At 69.6% G+C, this 17,246-nt stretch carries 17 protein-coding genes and 1 pseudogene; 6 read left to right on the top strand and 12 right to left on the bottom strand.

All coding sequences use genetic code 11. The features are described 5' to 3' along the window. Positions 1-12: 12 nt before the first annotated feature. Positions 13-246 (bottom strand): PTS glucose/sucrose transporter subunit IIB, encoded by a 234-nt coding sequence (locus tag QC282_RS27965; RefSeq protein WP_279552360.1) that lies wholly within the window; start codon positions 244-246, stop codon positions 13-15. Between the two features lie 175 nt (positions 247-421). Between QC282_RS27965 and QC282_RS27960 the strand changes: the two genes are divergently transcribed. Both QC282_RS27960 and QC282_RS27955 read left to right on the top strand, forming a co-directional pair. Continuing rightward, positions 422-1,720 (top strand): PTS transporter subunit EIIC, encoded by a 1,299-nt coding sequence (locus QC282_RS27960; protein WP_279552359.1) that lies wholly within the window; start codon positions 422-424, stop codon positions 1,718-1,720. A 199-nt stretch (positions 1,721-1,919) separates the two neighbouring features. Beyond that, positions 1,920-3,182 (top strand): PTS transporter subunit EIIC, encoded by a 1,263-nt coding sequence (locus QC282_RS27955; RefSeq protein ID WP_279552358.1) that lies wholly within the window; start codon positions 1,920-1,922, stop codon positions 3,180-3,182. Between the two features lie 68 nt (positions 3,183-3,250). Here QC282_RS27955 and QC282_RS27950 read toward each other — a convergent pair whose 3' ends face one another. Continuing rightward, positions 3,251-4,003 (bottom strand): MBL fold metallo-hydrolase, encoded by a 753-nt coding sequence (locus tag QC282_RS27950; RefSeq protein WP_279552357.1) that lies wholly within the window; start codon positions 4,001-4,003, stop codon positions 3,251-3,253. 229 nt (positions 4,004-4,232) lie between these two features. On the opposite strand from QC282_RS27950, the gene QC282_RS27945 reads away from it, so the two are divergent. Next, positions 4,233-4,694, top strand: coding sequence for a type II toxin-antitoxin system PemK/MazF family toxin (locus QC282_RS27945; RefSeq protein WP_279552356.1), 462 nt, complete (start codon positions 4,233-4,235; stop codon positions 4,692-4,694). Positions 4,695-4,715: 21 nt separating this feature from the next. On the opposite strand, the gene QC282_RS27940 is transcribed toward QC282_RS27945, so the two are convergent. From QC282_RS27940 to clpS, 8 genes are all read right to left on the bottom strand, one after another. Then, positions 4,716-5,666: a cysteine synthase gene (locus QC282_RS27940; RefSeq protein WP_279552355.1), complete on the bottom strand. Its 951-nt coding sequence runs from the start codon at positions 5,664-5,666 to the stop codon at positions 4,716-4,718. A 6-nt stretch (positions 5,667-5,672) separates the two neighbouring features. Next, positions 5,673-5,960 (bottom strand): MoaD/ThiS family protein, encoded by a 288-nt coding sequence (locus tag QC282_RS27935; RefSeq protein WP_279552354.1) that lies wholly within the window; start codon positions 5,958-5,960, stop codon positions 5,673-5,675. 116 nt (positions 5,961-6,076) lie between these two features. After that, on the bottom strand, positions 6,077-6,172 hold the full coding sequence (locus QC282_RS32370) for a putative leader peptide (protein ID WP_316959376.1): 96 nt from the start codon (positions 6,170-6,172) through the stop codon (positions 6,077-6,079). Between the two features lie 110 nt (positions 6,173-6,282). After that, on the bottom strand, positions 6,283-6,705 hold the full coding sequence (locus QC282_RS27930) for a M67 family metallopeptidase (RefSeq protein WP_279552353.1): 423 nt from the start codon (positions 6,703-6,705) through the stop codon (positions 6,283-6,285). A 77-nt stretch (positions 6,706-6,782) separates the two neighbouring features. Next, complete coding sequence (locus QC282_RS27925; RefSeq protein WP_279552352.1) at positions 6,783-8,213, bottom strand: amino acid permease; 1,431 nt, start codon at positions 8,211-8,213, stop codon at positions 6,783-6,785. Between the two features lie 370 nt (positions 8,214-8,583). Then, positions 8,584-10,110, bottom strand: coding sequence for an alanine/glycine:cation symporter family protein (locus QC282_RS27920; protein WP_279552351.1), 1,527 nt, complete (start codon positions 10,108-10,110; stop codon positions 8,584-8,586). 344 nt (positions 10,111-10,454) lie between these two features. Further along, complete coding sequence (locus tag QC282_RS27915) at positions 10,455-11,054, bottom strand: DUF2017 domain-containing protein (protein ID WP_279552350.1); 600 nt, start codon at positions 11,052-11,054, stop codon at positions 10,455-10,457. 32 nt (positions 11,055-11,086) lie between these two features. Next, complete coding sequence (gene clpS, locus QC282_RS27910) at positions 11,087-11,404, bottom strand: ATP-dependent Clp protease adapter ClpS (RefSeq protein ID WP_279552349.1); 318 nt, start codon at positions 11,402-11,404, stop codon at positions 11,087-11,089. 109 nt (positions 11,405-11,513) lie between these two features. Here clpS and QC282_RS27905 point away from each other — a divergent pair, with 109 nt between their 5' ends. Together QC282_RS27905 and QC282_RS27900 are read left to right on the top strand one after the other, a co-directional pair. After that, positions 11,514-12,860 (top strand): nicotinate phosphoribosyltransferase, encoded by a 1,347-nt coding sequence (locus QC282_RS27905; RefSeq protein WP_279552348.1) that lies wholly within the window; start codon positions 11,514-11,516, stop codon positions 12,858-12,860. Between the two features lie 125 nt (positions 12,861-12,985). Then, positions 12,986-13,573, top strand: coding sequence for a nicotinamidase (locus QC282_RS27900; protein ID WP_279552347.1), 588 nt, complete (start codon positions 12,986-12,988; stop codon positions 13,571-13,573). A 200-nt stretch (positions 13,574-13,773) separates the two neighbouring features. On the opposite strand, the pseudogene QC282_RS27895 reads toward QC282_RS27900, so the two are convergent. Together QC282_RS27895 and QC282_RS27890 are read right to left on the bottom strand one after the other, a co-directional pair. Further along, positions 13,774-14,115 (bottom strand): annotated as a pseudogene (locus tag QC282_RS27895) (hypothetical protein); the annotation flags it as partial. 121 nt (positions 14,116-14,236) lie between these two features. Next, complete coding sequence (locus tag QC282_RS27890; protein WP_279552346.1) at positions 14,237-16,579, bottom strand: immune inhibitor A domain-containing protein; 2,343 nt, start codon at positions 16,577-16,579, stop codon at positions 14,237-14,239. 377 nt (positions 16,580-16,956) lie between these two features. Here QC282_RS27890 and QC282_RS27885 point away from each other — a divergent pair, with 377 nt between their 5' ends. Beyond that, on the top strand, positions 16,957-17,199 hold the full coding sequence (locus tag QC282_RS27885; protein WP_279552345.1) for a hypothetical protein: 243 nt from the start codon (positions 16,957-16,959) through the stop codon (positions 17,197-17,199). Positions 17,200-17,246: the final 47 nt, after the last annotated feature.

The following is a 17,246-nucleotide window of genomic DNA, read 5'->3' as shown; positions in this document are numbered from 1 at the left end:
GAGGCCCGGGCGTCACATCATGTCTTCGATCTCCGCGGCGATCGGGTCGGCGTCGGTGCCGATGACGACCTGGATGGCGCTGCCCATCTTCACGACGCCGTGGGCGCCGGCGGCCTTCAGGGCGGTTTCGTCGACCTTGGCGGGGTCCACGACCTCGGTCCGCAGGCGGGTGATGCAGCCTTCGACCTCTTCGATGTTGTCGATGCCGCCGAGCCCGGCAACGATCTTCTCAGCCTTGCTGGCCATGTTCCTTCTCCCTGATCCGAACCGCTTTGTCGCAGTAACCCACAGTTGGCCCATCTTCGCGAGCGGCCATCTCGTACGTACGTAAATGATGGCGTCACGACAGCGGAACCGTCCGCAACTGGTCTACACCACCGGTCGGACGGCCGCCAAACCCGCCTCCCAGCAAGGGGTCCGGATGAGCACCGACAGTGCGGCCAGCCCCGCCCGCCCCGCCCGCGACCGCTGGAACAGCCTGTTCCAGGCGCTGCAGAAGATGGGGCGCAGTCTTCAGCTGCCGATCGCGGTGCTGCCGGCGGCGGGCATCCTCAACCGGCTGGGGCAGCCGGACGTGTTCGGGGACGACGGTCTGGGCTGGACGAACGTCTCGAAGGTGATGGCGGGCGCGGGCGGCGCGCTGCTCGACGGCTCGCTGGGTCTTCCCCTCTTGTTCTGTGTCGGCGTGGCCATCGGGATGGCGAAGAAGGCGGACGGCTCGACGGCGCTGGCGGCGGTGGCGGGGTTCCTCGTCTACTACAACGTGCTGCGTCAGTTCCCGGAGGACTGTCCGGCCGGGGCGCAGGTGGTGTCGGGTGTCGGATGCCAGGCGGCGGACGGGACGACGAGCGCGTTCACGTACCAGAATCCGGGGGTGTTCGGCGGCATCGTCATCGGGTTGCTGGCGGCGTACTTCTGGCAGCGGTTCCACCGCACGCGGCTGGTGGACTGGCTGGGCTTCTTCAACGGCCGGCGGCTGGTGCCGATCATCATGGCGTTCGTGGCGATCGCGTTCGCGGCGCTGTGTCTGTGGGTGTGGCCGCCGATCGGTGACGCGCTGGAGAGCTTCAGCGACTGGATGAGCGGTCTGGGCGCGTGGGGCGCGGGCATCTTCGGCATCGCGAACCGGGCGCTGCTGGTGGTGGGTCTGCACCAGTTCCTGAACGTGCCCATCTGGTTCCAGTTCGGCACGTACACGCGGCCGGACGGCACGGTGGCGCACGGCGACATCAACATGTTCCTGGCGGGCGATCCGACCGCGGGTCAGTTCACCTCCGGGTTCTTCCCGATCATGATGTTCGCGCTGCCGGCGGCGGCGCTGGCGATCACGCACTGCGCGCGGCCGGCCCGGCGCAAGGAGGTCGGGGGTCTGATGCTGTCGGTGGCGCTGACGTCGTTCGTGACGGGCATCACCGAGCCGATCGAGTACTCGTTCCTGTTCATCGCGCCGGCGCTGTACGTGGTGCACGCGGTGCTGACGGGTGTGTCGATGGCGGTGACGTGGGGGCTGGGGGTGCACGACGGGTTCAGCTTCTCGGCGGGGCTGATCGACTACGTGATCAACTGGAACCTGGCGACCCGGCCGTGGCTGATCATTCCGATCGGGCTGTGCTTCGCGGCGGTGTACTACGCGGTCTTCCGGTTCGCGATCACGCGGTTCGACCTGAAGACGCCGGGGCGGGAGCCGGAGGACGAGGTGGAGGACACCACGAAGGCGTGACGCGGCGCAGCCCCGCGGTCACCGGAATCGCGGGTTCCTTGTGCGCCCTCCATCGTGCTACAACAGGTCTACACCACACTGGTGTAGACCACGCGGTCTTCTGGCCATGAGGCCGGGGCGCAAGCCGCGCCGCGTCGGTCCGCAGACGCCGCCGTCCCCTTCCCTGTCCCGGGCGGCGCCTTGTCCTCTGGAGGAAGTTGTGACCACCGCCGGCGCCGCGAAGGCAACCGAGAAAAAGGGCCCGAGTGTGATGGCAGTGCTCCAGCGCATCGGCCGCAGCCTGATGCTGCCGGTGGCGGTACTGCCCGCCGCCGCTCTGCTGGTGCGCCTCGGCAACACCGACATGCTGGGCCGTCCGGAGTTCCCGGCCTTCCTGACGAAGATCGCGGGCTTCATGGCGGCCGGCGGCAACGCGATCCTGGACAACATGGCGCTGCTGTTCGCCGTGGGCATCGCGATCGGCTTCGCGAAGAAGTCGGACGGCTCGACGGCGCTGGCCGCCGTGGTCGGCTACCTGGTCTTCAAGAACGTACTGGCCACGTTCACCGACGAGAACCTGCCGCAGGTGGCGAAGGCCGTCGACGGCAAGGTCGTCATGGTGGACGCGCCGGTGGACGCCAAGGTCCTCGGCGGTGTGGTGATGGGCCTCGTCGTCGCCCTGCTCTACCAGCGCTTCTACCGCACGAAGCTGCCCGACTGGGCGGGCTTCTTCGGTGGCCGCCGCCTGGTGCCGATCCTGTCGGCGTTCGCGGGCCTGGTCATCGGCATCGTCTTCGGCTACATCTGGCCGGTGCTCGGCACGGGCCTGCACAACCTCGGTGAGTGGCTGGTGGGCTCGGGCGCCGTCGGGGCCGGCATCTTCGGTGTCGCCAACCGCGCGCTGATCCCGATCGGCATGCACCACCTGCTCAACTCGTTCCCGTGGTTCCAGGCCGGTGAGTACGAGGGCAAGAGCGGTGACATCGCCCGGTTCCTGGCGGGCGACCCGACCGCCGGGCAGTTCATGACCGGCTTCTTCCCGATCATGATGTTCGCGCTGCCCGCGGCCTGTCTCGCGATCGTGCACTGCGCGCGCCCGGAGCGCCGCAAGGTCGTCGGCGGCATGATGTTCTCGCTCGCGCTCACCTCGTTCGTCACGGGCGTCACCGAGCCGATCGAGTTCACGTTCATGTTCATCGCGCCCGTCCTGTACGCCATCCACGCCGTCCTCACCGGTGTCTCGATGGCGCTGACCTGGGCGCTGGGCATGAAGGACGGCTTCGGCTTCTCCGCCGGCGCGGTCGACTTCTTCCTGAACCTGGGCATCGCCTCCAACCCGTGGGGCCTGGCCCTGGTCGGCCTGTGCTTCGCGGCGCTGTACTACGTCGTCTTCCGGTTCGCGATCACGAAGTTCAACCTGCCGACGCCGGGCCGCGAGTCCGACGAGGAACTGGCCGAACTGCAGAAGGCGGAGGGCAAGTAGCCCCACCCCGCCACGAAGGCCCCCGGAGATGGCTCCGGGGGCCTTCGGCACGTCTGCGCGGCCGGACGTCAGATCTCGTACGCCGTCCTCGGCGCCGCCAGTTCCACCGGCCCGTCGAACACCGCGCGGGCGTCGGTGAGGTTGACCTGGGGGTCGGTCCACGGGGGGATGTGGGTCAGGACCAGGCGCCGGGCGCCGGCGCGGGCGGCGGTCTCACCCGCCTCGCGGCCGTTGAGGTGCAGGTCGGGGATGTTCTCCTTGCCGTGCGTGAACGCGGCCTCGCACAGGAACAGGTCGGCGTCGCGGGCGAGTTCGTCCAGCGCGGCGCTCACGCCCGTGTCGCCGGAGTACGTCAGGGACTTCCCGCCGTGCTCGATGCGGATGCCGTACGCCTCGACGGGATGGGCGACCCGTTCGGTGTGGACCGTGAACGGGCCGATCTCGAAGGTGCCCGGCTTCACAGTGTGGAAGTCGAAGACCTCGCTCATCGAGGAGGCGGAGGGGGTGTCGGCGTAGGCGGTGGTCAGCCGGTGCTCGGTGCCCTCGGGCCCGAACACGGGGATGGGGGCGCAGCGGCCGCCGTCGTGCCGGTAGTAGCGCGCGACGAAGTACGCGCACATGTCGATGCAGTGATCGGCGTGCAGGTGGCTGAGGTAGATCGCGTCGAGGTCGTAGAGACCGCAGTGGCGCTGCAGCTCGCCCAGGGCGCCGTTGCCCATGTCGAGGAGCAGCCGGAAGCCGTCGGCCTCGACGAGGTAGCTCGAACAGGCCGATTCCGCGGACGGGAACGACCCCGAGCAGCCGACGACGGTGAGCTTCATGAAACAGAAACCTCCGCTGGCGGGAACGACAGGAAATCCTGAATGGGGGCGACGGGGGTCGTGCAGTGTGCGGTCCGTCGAGCGTAAGGCGCAAAACGTCCGGTCGCTCCTCCGCCAAGGGCGGTTGTGGGGGAACTCACCTGCGGTGTCACCGGTTCGGCTGGCAACGGGGCGCTTGAGGTGAATTGGGGGCGCGCGGGAGCGGAGGGACGCCGGTACCGTCGTCGGTATGGACACGTCCTGGTGGCCGCTGGTGGCGGTGGTGGTGCTGCTCGCGCTGGTCGCCACGCTCGTCGACGGATGGGGCCGGGGGCGCCGCGGACGGCGCCGCGCGCGGCAGGGATCGTCGCGGCCTCAGCCGGCGGAGATCTGGTGGGCGCGGGTGCCGTCCACCGAGGGCGGCGAGCCGCTGGGGCCGGTGGACGCGGCGGGGACGCGGGGCCACGACCGGCCGTGTCTGGTGCTGTCGGTGCGCGGCCGGCACGCGGTGGTCGCGGAGATCACCAGCACGTACCGCGACGAGCGGGCCGGGGTGATCCCGCTGCCGCCGGGTTCGGTCGGCGGCGCGCAGGGCCGGGCGAGCTATCTGGAGACGGACGAGCTGCGGGACGTGCCCGTGCGGGACTTCAGCCGGCGGGTGGGGGTGATGGACCCGGTCCTGTGGGACCAGGTCCGTCACCTCGCCACGTAACGCCTCCCGGGCCGGGGCCCGTCAGGCCCAGAGCTGGCCCTGGAGGGTGTCGATGGCCTCTTCGGTGGTGGCCGCCGTGTAGACGCCGGTGGAGAGGTACTTCCAGCCGCCGTCGGCGACGACGAACACGATGTCCGCGCTCTCCCCCGCCTTGAGGGCCTTCCTGCCGACGCCGATCGCGGCGTGCAGGGCGGCGCCGGTGGAGACGCCCGCGAAGATGCCCTCCTGCTGGAGGAGTTCACGGGTGCGGGTGACCGCGTCGGCCGACCCGACGGAGAACCGGGTGGTCAGCACGGAGGCGTCGTAGAGCTCGGGCACGAAGCCCTCGTCGAGGTTGCGCAGGCCGTACACCAGGTCGTCGTAGCGCGGTTCGGCGGCGACGATCTTCACGTCCGGCTTCTGCTCGCGCAGGTAGCGGCCGACGCCCATGAGGGTGCCCGTGGTGCCGAGGCCGGCGACGAAGTGCGTGATCGAGGGGAGGTCGGCGAGGATCTCGGGGCCCGTCGTGGCGTAGTGGGCGCCCGCGTTGTCCGGGTTGCCGTACTGGTAGAGCATCACCCAGTCGGGGTGCTCGGCCGACAGTTCCTTGGCGACCCGTACGGCGGTGTTGGAGCCGCCCGCCGCCGGGGACGAGATGATCTCCGCGCCCCACATGCCGAGCAGGTCGCGGCGTTCCTGCGAGGTGTTCTCGGGCATCACGCAGACCATGCGATAGCCCTTGAGCTTGGCCGCCATGGCCAGCGAGATGCCGGTGTTGCCGCTGGTGGGCTCCAGGATGGTGCAGCCCGGGGTCAGGCGTCCGTCCTTCTCGGCCTGCTCGATCATGTGCAGGGCCGGACGGTCCTTGATCGAACCCGTGGGGTTGCGGTCCTCCAGCTTCGCCCAGATGCGGACGTCGGCGGACGGCGAGAGCCGCGGCAGGCGCACCAGGGGGGTGTTGCCCACCGCGGCCAGCGGGGAGTCGTAGCGCATCGGGGATCAGGCCATGCCGCCGGCCACGGCCGGCAGGATCGTGATGTTGTCCCCGTCGGAGACCTTGGTGTTGATGCCGTCGAGGAAGCGGACGTCCTCGTCGTTCAGGTAGACGTTGACGAACCGGCGCAGCTGGTCGCCGTTCGCCTCGTCGATGAGCCGGGCCCGGATGCCCGCGTGCCGGGTCTCGAGGTCGGCGAACAGCTCGGCGAGGGTGTCACCGCTGCCCTCCACCGCCTTCTGACCGTCGGTGTACTGGCGGAGGATGGTCGGGATGCGGACCTCGATGGCCATGGCTCAGGGCTCCTGTCGGGAGGTGTGTGGTCGGGGCGCGCGGCAGCGCGGAAGAGCGTGGTCGTACGCAGGGTGGGGCGCCGCGGCTCACGGCCGTACGGCGGCAGGGAGCAGCGTCAACAGATGGCGCTGGCGAGCCTGCACAGGTCGACGTGCAGCCGCGCCACGAGCAGCATGCCCGGCGTCTTCTCGCTCACGTCGTGGAAAACCATGGGCTCATCGTATCGATTCCCGGTGCCGGGCCCCGAGTGTGATCTCGCATACCGGACAGATTTCAACCGGATGGTGAGACAGGCGGGGCCGGGAGGTGAACCGGAAGCCCTCAGTAGGCCTCGACGACCTTGACCTCTTCCTCCGTGACCTCGCCCTCCACGATCCGGAAGGAGCGGAACTGGAAGTCGCCGGCGCCGTCGGTGTCGGCGGTGGAGACGAGGACGTAGTGCGCGCCGGGCTCGTTGGCGTAGGAGATGTCGGTGCGCGAGGGGTAGGCCTCGGTCGCGGTGTGGGAGTGGTAGATGATCACCGGCTCCTCGTCGCGGTCGTCCATCTCGCGGTAGAGCTTGAGGAGGTCCTGCGAGTCGAACTCGTAGAAGGTGGGCGAGCGGGCCGCGTTGAGCATGGGGATGAAGCGCTCGGGGCGGCCGGCTCCCACGGGGCCCGCGACGACGCCGCACGCCTCGTCGGGGTGGTCCTCGCGGGCGTGGGCGACGATCCGGTCGTAGAGGGCCTGGGTGATGGTCAGCATGGCGTCAGGATAAGCAGAAGGCAGCCCCGTACCGAGGGGTGGTACGGGGCTGTCCGCATGGCGGGATCACGCAGGGATCAGACCTTCTCGAACTCCGCCTGGCGGCGCCCCGCGACCTGCGGGTTGCGGCGCTTGAGGAAGAACCAGCCGACGGCCAGGGCGAGTGCCCAGCCCGCCATCACGTACAGGCAGACGCGGGCGTCGGCGTCGTACGCGATCAGGCAGGTCACGAAGAGCAGGAACACGATGGCGACCCAGCTGAGCTTCGCGCCGCCCGGCGCCGGGAAGGACGAGGCGGGCAGCCGGCCCGCGTCGACCGCGCGGCGGTACAGCACGTGGCTGACCAGGATCATCAGCCAGGTCCAGATGCCGGCGGCGGTGGCGACGGACGTGACGTAGCCGAACGCCTTCTCCGGGACGACGTAGTTGAGGACCACGCCGATGCCCATGAACAGCATCGAGACGGCGATGCCGAGCGCGGGCGTCCTGGTCGACGACAGCCGCCGGAAGGCGCGCGGGGCCTCGCCGTTGTCGGCGAGGGTGCGCAGCATGCGGCCCGTGGAGTACATGCCGGAGTTGCAGGACGACAGGGCGGCGGTCAGCACGACGAAGTTGACGATGCCCGCGCCGGCCGGGATGCCGATCACCGCGAACGCCTTCACGAAGGGGCTGACGCCCTCGGCGAACTCGGTCCACTTCACCACGCACAGGATGACGGTGAGGGCGCCGACGTAGAACAGGGCGATGCGCCAGGGCAGGGTGTTGATCGCCTTGGGGAGGGTCTTCTCCGGGTTCTCCGACTCGCCGGCGGTGACACCGACGAGTTCGACGGCGAGGTAGGCGAACATGACGCCCTGGAGCGTCATCAGGGACGAGCCGACGCCCTTGGGGAAGAAGCCGTCGAAGGCCCACAGGTTGGAGACGGCGGCGGTGTCGCCGGCGGCGCTGAAGCCGAAGGTGAGCACGCCGAGGCCGATCACGATCATGCCGATCAGCGCGGTGACCTTGACCATCGAGAACCAGAACTCGATCTCGCCGAACAGCTTCACGGAGATCAGGTTGGCCACGAACAGCACGAGCAGGAAGACCAGGGCCGTGACCCACTGCGGGATCGCCGGGAACCAGTAGTTGACGTAGATCGCGGCGGCGGTGAGCTCGGCCATGCCGGTGACCACCCACATCAGCCAGTACGTCCAGCCGGTGAAGTAGCCGAAGAACGGGCCGAGGAACTCGCGCGAATACTCGGCGAAGGAGCCCGAGACCGGGCGGTAGAGCAGGAGCTCGCCGAGCGCCCGCATGATGAAGAAGATGATGACGCCCGCGAGGGCGTACATGAGGATCAGGCTGGGCCCGGCCTTGGCGATGTTGGCCCCGGCCCCCAGGAAGAGGCCGACGCCGATGGCGCCGCCGATCGCGATCATCTGGACCTGACGGCTGCCGAGCCCGCGCTCGTACCCCTCTTCGGGGGCGTTGCCCTCATGCTCCTTGGCGGCCTGCGCCGATGTCATGTGTGCGCCTTTCTCCATGCCGACCCGGGCCGCTCGTGGGCCTCCGGATCGGGTCTCGATCCCCCCGGACTGCTGGAGTTGTGCCTGGCCGGCGGTTGCCGGCTCGGTGGCGCACCCGGCTGGGGACATGGGTGGCGTCCGCCGGGCGATCGTGAAGGTGTATCACGCACGCACTGTGATCACGCAGGCCTCCTGTGACGTGAGCCACGAAGAGATGCGGACATAAAGGGCCCGGTTCGGCACAGGTGACGGCCACGGTGATGTGATCGTTATCCGGATCTGAGCGTCCTCTGAGCGAACGACGGCCGGGCCCGCCCGTACCGGTGTCGGTACGGGCGGGCCCGGCGGACAGTGCGGGGCGGCCGGTGGCTCAGCCGGCGTCGACCGTCTCCTGCTCCTGCTTGGCGCCCTCCCCGCCGCGGCGGTCGCGCACGGCGTCCAGGAAGGTGTTGAGCTCGCGCTTGACCACGGGGGCCAGCAGGTAGAGGCCGACGATGTTGATGACGGCGAGCATGAACAGCACCGCGTCGGCCAGGTCGATCAGCGTCTGCAGGGTGAGCAGCGAACCGGCCACCGCGAGCAGCGTGTAGAGGCTCTTGAAGACCGTCTCGCTGGTCCGGCTGCGGCCGAAGAGGTACGTCCAGGCCTTGAGGCCGTAGTAGCCCCAGGTGAGCACGGTGGAGATGGCGAACAGCAGCACCGCCACGGTCAGGACGTACGGGAACCACGGCAGCACGGTCTCGAAGGCGTCCGAGGTGATGGTGACGCCGCCGATGTCCTCGCCCTCGCGTGCCTCGCCCCAGCTGGCCGGGTTGGCGACGACGATGGTCAGCGCGGTCATGGTGCAGATGACGACCGTGTCGATGAACGGCTCCAGCAGGGCGACCAGGCCCTCGCTCGCCGGGTGCTTGGTCTTCACGGCGGCGTGGGCGATGGGCGCGGAGCCGAGACCGGCCTCGTTGGAGAACGCGGCGCGCTTGAAACCGACGATCAGGGCGCCGAGGATGCCGCCCGCGACGCCCTCCGGGTTGAAGGCGCCCTCGATGATTTCGCCGACGGCGCCGGGCAGCGCGGTCACGTTGACGGCGAGGACGACCAGGCAGGCGGCGATGTACATGAGCGCCATGGCCGGGACCAGGCGGCTGGTGACGGAGGCGATGGAGCGGATGCCGCCGAGCAGCACGATGCCGACCAGGGCGGCGACCAGGATGCCGAAGAACAGCGCGCCGGCCGAGGAGCCGAGGGCGCCGTCCTCCCCGCCGGCCACGGAGACCAGCTGGGTGTAGCTCTGGTTGACCTGGAAGAGGTTGCCGCCGAAGAGGCCGAAGAACAGGATCATGACGGAGGCGAGGACGGCCAGCACCTTGCCGAGCCTGGCGCCGCCGCGGCCGAAGCGGTCGGCGAGACCCTTGGGCAGGTAGTGCATCGGGCCGCCGGAGACGGTGCCGTCCTCGTGCACCTCGCGGTACTTCACACCGAGGGTGACCTCGACGAACTTGGTGGCCATGCCGAGCAGGCCGCACAGGATCATCCAGAACGTCGCGCCCGGACCGCCGACGGAGACGGCGACGGCGACACCGGCGATGTTGCCGAGTCCGACGGTGCCGGAGACGGCCGCGGTCAGCGCCTGGAAGTGGTTGACCTCACCGGCGGAGCCGTGGTCGTCGTGCTTGCCGCGCACCACGTCGACGGCCAGCTTGAACCGGCGTACCTGCAGGAAGCCGAACCAGGTGGTGAACACCAGTCCGGCGACGACGAGCCACGCCACGATCAGCGGCAGCTCGGTTCCTCCGACGGGGACGGAGTAGAAGACGATCTCGCCGAGTTTCTCGGCGACCGGTTCGAAGAATCCACTGACGGCATCGTCGATGGACGTGGTGACGGAGTCGAGTGACATCGAGCTACCTCGGGGGCGCGGGGACGTGCTGGCGTGGCTCAGCACTACGGGGTGTGCGGTGCGGCAGGGGCGAACGCCGTCGTCCGTCCGGCGAGTGGGGAGCGTTGGTCCGCGGACTCGGACCGTTTCTCACTCCGGCAACGTGTGCGCCGGTGATGGCCGGCTCCTCCAGCACGGCGAGGGGTGGTGCCGCGAAGGAGTTGCCAGTTCTTATCACGCCGTTTACTCACGCTTTAGTGGCGGCCGTCACAGAAACCGGTCTCGCCCCGGAAAAGCCCAGGAGCGGTGACGGGATCGTTATCCGGATTTGAGCGTCCTCTGAGCGAACACGTCATCCGGACAAATCATGGCATCAGCGTGGACACGAGGGTCTCCTGGAGGCCGCCCAGCCACAGATACGCCATCACCATCGGCTTGCGCGGGTCCTCGTCCGGGAGCCGGTAGAGCAGATCGGTGTCGTCCTCGTCGCCGATCTCCAGCCGGGAGCCGATCGCGAGGCGCAGGTCGTTGAGCGCGCCGAGCCACTGCCGGGACTCCTGCGCCGACAGCTTCAGCACGGCCCCGCCGTCCCCGGCCAGCGCGTCCAGGGAGCGGATCACCGCGAGGGCGTTCTCCCGCTTGCCGGCCCGCAGGTCGTTCTCCGTGTAACGGCGGAACTCGGCGGAGTACGCCCGCCGCTCCTCGGCGTCCCGCGGTGACGCCGGAGCCTTCTCGGGGTCGCTGTAGGCGTCCGGGAAGAGCCTGCGCAGCACCGGGTCGGCGGGCGGCTCGCTCGGGCCCTCGGCGAACAGCTCGGCGAGCGGGTCGCCCTGCGCGTCCTCGGCGGGGCCGGGACCGATCAGCTCCAGGAGCTGGACGGCCAGCGACCGGATGATGGAGATCTCGACGTCGTCGAGGGCGACGGCCGCGCCGCCGCCGGGGAGCGGTTCGAATTGTCCGGGCATGGAGTCTTTTCGCTGGTGGGCGGGCGGGCTCGCTACTTGCGGTCCTGCTGGAGGGTGGCCCACAGGCCGTAGCCGTGCATGGCCTGCACGTCGCGTTCCATCTCCTCGCGGCTGCCGCTGGAGACGACCGCCCGGCCCTTGTGGTGGACGTCGAGCATGAGCTTGGTGGCCTTGTCCTTGGAGTAGCCGAAGTACGTCTGGAAGACGTACGTCACATAGCTCATGAGGTTGACCGGGTCGTTGTGGACGATGGTGACCCAGGGGACGTCCGGCTCGGGTACGGCGAATTCCTCCTCCGCCGACTCGGTGCGTTCGATCTCTAGGGGTGCGGGTGACGTCACATGGCCCATGCTGCCACCGGAGGGGGGTGGAGGCACAAACGCGCCGCCTCGCGGGACGTGACCGGGGCCACGCCACCCAAAATCGTCAGATTGACGAGATGGGGGTAGCATCCTCGTCATGAACACAGCGGACCTTGGGCTGCCGGTGGAGGTTCCCTCGACGGCGCTCTTCACGGACCAGTACGAGCTGACGATGCTGCAGGCCGCGCTGAAGGCGGGCACGGCCGAGCGGCGGAGCGTGTTCGAGGTCTTCACCCGGCGACTGCCGGACGGACGGCGCTACGGCGTCGTCGCCGGCACCGGACGCGTCCTGGACGCCGTCGAGAACTTCCGCTTCGACCGGGACGTCCTCGGCTTCCTGCGCGAGCGGCACGTCGTCGACGAGCAGACCCTCGACTGGCTCGCCGGCTACCGCTTCTCCGGCGACATCTGGGGCTACCCGGAGGGCGAGGTGTACTTCCCGGGCTCGCCGATCCTGCGGGTCGAGGGCTCCTTCGCCGAGTGCGTGCTGCTGGAGACCGTGATCCTCTCGATCCTCAACCACGACTCGGCCATCGCGGCCGCCGCCTCCCGGATGTCCTCCGCCGCCGGCGACCGGCCCCTGATCGAGATGGGCGCCCGGCGCACCCACGAACTCGCCGCGGTCGCCGCGTCCCGGGCCGCCTACGTGGGCGGCTTCGCCTCCACCTCCGACCTCGCGGCCGGCTTCCGCTACAACATCCCGACCGTCGGCACCTCCGCCCACGCCTTCACCCTGCTGCACGACAGCGAGCGCGACGCCTTCCGCGCCCAGGTCGACTCCCTCGGCCGGGGCACGACGCTGCTGGTGGACACGTACGACGTCACCGAGGCCGTCCGTACGGCCGTCGAGACGGCCGGGCCCGAGCTGGGCGCGGTGCGGATCGACTCCGGCGACCTGCTGCTGGTCGCGCACCGGGTGCGGCAGCAGCTGGACGAGCTGGGCGCCCGGGACACGAAGATCATCGTGACCTCGGACCTGGACGAGTACGCCATCGCCTCGCTGGCGGCGGCGCCCGTCGACGCGTACGGCGTCGGTACGCAGCTGGTCACCGGCTCCGGGCACCCGACGGCGTCGATGGTCTACAAGCTGGTCGCGCGCGCCGCGTCCGCCGACCCGGACGCCCCGCTGGTGCCGGTCGCGAAGAAGTCCAGCGGCGGCAAGACCTCCGTCGGCGGCCGCAAGTGGGCCGCGCGGCGCCTGGACGAGGACGGCGTCGCGGAGGCCGAGGTGGTCGGCACCGGTCCCGTGCCCGAGGAGCTGGCCGGCCGGCAGCTGCTGGTCGAGCTGGTCCGGGGCGGCGAGGTGGTCCGCCGCGAACCGCTGGACACCGTCCGGGACCGGCACGCGGCGGCCCGCGCCAACCTGCCGCTGTCCGCGACGCAGCTCTCCCGCGGGGAACCCGTCATTCCCACGGAGTACGCGCACGGGCCCTCGGGTAGCTAAAGCGGGCGGGTGCCGACCCGCACCCGTCCGCCCCCTCCCCTACCGCATCCGAACTCAATAGGCTCGGAATCCCACCGGCCGGGCCCCGCTCCCCACCCCGACCCCATAGTCGAAGGACACCGACCATGCGCCGCGCCTTGATCGTCGTAGACGTGCAGAACGACTTCTGCGAGGGGGGCAGCCTCGCGGTGTCCGGTGGCGCCGACGTGGCCGCCGCCATCACCGAGCTGATCGGGCAGGCGCCCGCCGGCTACCGGCACGTGGTGGCCACCCGCGACCACCACGTCGCACCCGGCGGGCACTTCGCCGACAACCCCGACTTCGTGCACTCCTGGCCCGCGCACTGCGTCGCCGGGACGGAGGGCGTGGGCTTCCACCCGAACTTCGCGCCCGCCGTCGCCTCCGGGTCCATCGACGCCGTGTTCGACAAGGGCGCCTACGCGGCCGCCTACAGCGGCTTCGAGGGCACCGACGAGAACGGCGTGCAGCTGGCCGACTGGCTCAGGGCCCGAAAGATCGACGAGGTGGACGTGGTGGGCATCGCCACGGACCACTGCGTGCGGGCCACCGCGCTGGACGCGGCGCGGGAGGGCTTCCGCACGCAGGTCCTGCTGGACCTGACCGCCGGAGTGGCCGCGGAGACCACCGAGCGGGCCCTGGAGGAGATGCGCGAGGCGGGCGTGGAACTCTCGGGCAAGCCCGTCGTCCAGTAACCAGTAACCGGCGGCCCGACGCCCAGTAATCCCGCGGCCGGGAGCCCGGTACCCCGCGGCCGGGGCGGGCAGCCGGTCCGTGCCCGGCCGGGGGGCGGCTCCCACCCGGCCGGCGGCCGGTCCTACAGCCGCCCGGCGGCCGGGCGGCCCTGCGCCTGGGGCCGGGGCTGGAGGAGGGACTGTGCTGGGGACTGCGGCTGGGACTGCGGCGCCGGGCGCCTGAGCAGGGCCCGGATCGGGTGCCACAGCTCCTGTGTCAGGTCGGTTCCCTGGACGGCCCCGGCGTCGGGCGCGGTGCGCCATATCAGGCCGTCGGGATGGTGCAGCACGGCCGTGACCTCGTCCGGGCTCGGCGGGGCGGCGTTGCCCCGCAGGTAGACGGCGCGCAGCCCCAGGTTGCGCAGCCTGGTGAGGGCACGCGCCCGGTTCTGGGCGTGGACGAGAACGCGCACGCTGCCGGGGCCGTCGGCGGCGGGACTCGGCAGGTTCATCGCCACCACCACCGTGCCGTTCGGCAGCTTGCAGAAACCTCCTGCGGCCATGCGGTCACACCCCCGTGCTGTCCGGTGTCAATAAGAGAATCACAGGACGCACCTAAACACGATCGGCGGCAACCCGCCAGGGGGTTGCCGCCGATCATGCTTTGACCTGCAGAAACGCTGTTTACTTCACCGCAGGGCCGACCTGGACCGAGATCGTGGAGCCGTTCAGGGCCTCCTTGACGATCTTGATCTTGGTGTTGGTGTCAGTGATCTTGACGCCCGCGGTCTTGTTCGACTCGTCGTAGTAGGTGTTCGTGTGGTCGTTGAAGACCGGCACGCCCTTCGACGACGGGACGACGGTCGGCACGTCCGCCTTGTGCAGCGTGATGCCGTCCGTGGGGTACAGGCTGAACGGCGAGTCGTAGGACTGGATGCGGTTGCGCATCAGCGTGCCGTCGGACCACTTCAGCTGGGCCGGGTGCGAGTCGACCGGCAGCAGCAGACCGGCGCCCGGGTGCTGGCTGGTGTTGTTGTCCGCCTGGGAGGTGTCCCACTTCCAGATCAACAGGCCGTTCTGGTACGGGTAGTGCTCCACCCAGTCCGGACGGGTCGTCGAGAAGCCGAAGTTGTACGGGCCGACCTTGAGGGTCTTGTCGTACGAGACGTACTGGCGGTTCTCGGCGATGTAGTACTGCGCGTAGTCGTTGGTGAACGACGCGCCGATCCGGGAGAAGCCGTTCGCGGTCCAGGCGGCGTCCGCGCTCTCGGCGTTGTCCGTGAACAGCGCCGCGCCGTCGGCGGTGACCGTGATGCGGTCGGCCGCGAAGCCCTTCTGCGCGACACCGCCGTCCGTCTGGTAGCGGAAGCGCAGGTCGATCTTCTTGCCCGCGTAGGCGTCCAGCGAGTAGGCGAGCGGCTTGTAGCCGTCGACCGTGCCGGTCAGCGCCGGCTTGTCGCTGCCGTCGCGCGGGATCGGCCGGCCGTCCACCGTGCCGTCCAGAGCGGTCCAGTTGGCGCCGCCGTCGGCCGACACCTCGGTGTAGAGGTAGTCGTAGTCGGCCTCGATGTCGTACCAGCCGTCCAGGGTGAGGGCGGCCGACGCCTTGCCGGTCAGGTCGACCGAACGGGTCAGCGTGTTGCGCAGGTCGTCACCGCTGCCGCTCCACCACTGGCTCTGCCCCTCGGCGGGGGTGACCACCTCGGTGGTGACCGCCTTCTTCGGGAGCTCGACGACCAGCGCCTGCTTGTTCTTCGTGTTGTACTCCGCGACGCCCAGCGTGTGGCTGGACTTCGTCGCGGCCTTCGCCACGTCGTAGTCGAGCCAGCCCAGCTGGAGCTTGTCCCAGGCGGTCATGTCGCCGGGCATGTCGCCGATCTCGTTCTTGCCGGTGCCGAGCCAGGAACCGGACGACATCAGCGTCCAGAACCCGGTGGAGTTCTCGCCGCCGTTGGTGTCGTAGTGGTCCGGCAGACCGAGGTCGTGGCCGTACTCGTGGGCGAAGACACCGAGTCCGCCGTTCTCCGGCTGGATGGTGTAGTCGCCGACCCAGATGCCGCTGTCGCCGATCTGCGTGCCGCCGAGCTTGTTGCCGTCGGGGCCGGTGGCGCCGGCGTCCGTGCCGAAGGCGTACCAGCGGTGCGCCCAGATGGCGTCCTCGCCCTGCGCGCCGCCGCCCGCGGACTCGTCCTCGCCGGCGTGCACGATCTGGAAGTGGTCGATGTAGCCGTCGCGCTCGTTGAAGTCGCCGTCGCCGTCGTGGTCGTAGCGGTCCCACTGGTCGTACTCGGCGAGCTGCGCCTTGATCTCGGCGTCGGTCTGGCCGGCGGCCTTCCGGCTCTCGACCCAGGCGGTGACGCCGTCCTGCACCGCGTACCAGGCGCAGTTGTCCGGATCGCACTTGTTGGAGCCGTAACGCGCCTCGTTGTAGGGGACCTTCACCCAGTCGGAGACCGTACCGTCGATGGAGTAGCGGCCCGAGGACTGCTTCTCGTAGTACGTCTTCATCGAGCCGGTGCCGGAGCCGAAGTACAGCTCCTGGAAGTGCTCCTGGTTGTAGTCCGCCTGCCAGGCGGTGCTGTTGTCCTTGGAGCGGTCCGGCTCGGCGATCTGGTTGTGCAGCGGGCCGGGGGTGCCGCCGTAGCGGCTGTCCACCTTGTCGCCGAACTCGACCAGGATGGTGAAGATCTTGTCGGTCTTCTCCCGGCCCAGCTCGACGTACTTGCTGTCGCCCTTGCGGCTCTTGAGCTCGACGACCTTCGAGCCGCCGCGCTCCTTCACCTTCGCGTCGCCGGATATGACCTGGTTGAGGGCCTCCTGGCGCTGCGCCTCCTGAGTCTTGCTCAGCGGTCCGTCGAGGTCGTGCTCCGCCATCCCCTTGGCCGGCTGCGGGTCGTGCCGGTCCACGTTCGCGGGACGGGCGGCCGAGTCGGCCTGTGCCACGGCGAACGCCGAAAGAGTGGTGGAAACCGCCGCGAAAGCCACACCGATCGCGGCGGCTCTGAACGTCCAGGGTCTACTCGTCACTTGATGTCCTCCCCCGCGTTCGCGCGCGCGGCAGGGAGGTCCGGTGGTGGAGGTTCCGCGGGCACGTGATCAACGCGTGTAGTCAAGTGACGACATTTGACTAGAGGTTAAGCGGAAAAGACAGGCCTTGACTTGAACAGGCCAAGTGCACTATGCGGAATGGACGTCCGGTTTACGGTTCCCCGAACCGGGGCCGACGCGGCATCGAACGGGCGCGTGGGTCCGTCCACTTCGTGGACGGTATGACTCCGTGCGCCCCCCGTGCTCCGGCACTGTTGGTTAGGTCACGCTTACCGTCCGCCCTGCCAGGGCATGCAGGCGAATAGAGTCGAGAACCGAGAAACGACGCATCCCCCGCTTCCGAGGACACGATTGCCATGCCTCGTCCGACCGTCGCACAGCTCGCCTACGGTTCGTCCACCGTGATCTTGTCGACACTCGCCATGCTGCTGCTGTCGCAGGCGAGTTCAGCCCCGGCGATCGCGGTCGTCGCTCTCGCGGCACTCGTGCTCGGGCTGCTCGTCGCCCTGACCGTCCAGCGGCCGAAGCCGGCGTCCAGGGCCGCCCAGCCCCTGACCCGGACCGAATCGGCTCCGGAGCGCGAGCGGCTCGCCGCATAGCGCACCGCACGCACGCACGCGCGGAGCGGGTGGCGGCGGGACCGTGC

The organism is Streptomyces sp. DH24 (assembly GCF_029813775.1).
Classification (GTDB): domain Bacteria; phylum Actinomycetota; class Actinomycetes; order Streptomycetales; family Streptomycetaceae; genus Streptomyces.
The sequence above is the reverse complement of the archived record's forward strand: the minus strand, read 5'-3'. Positions and strand labels throughout refer to the sequence as shown.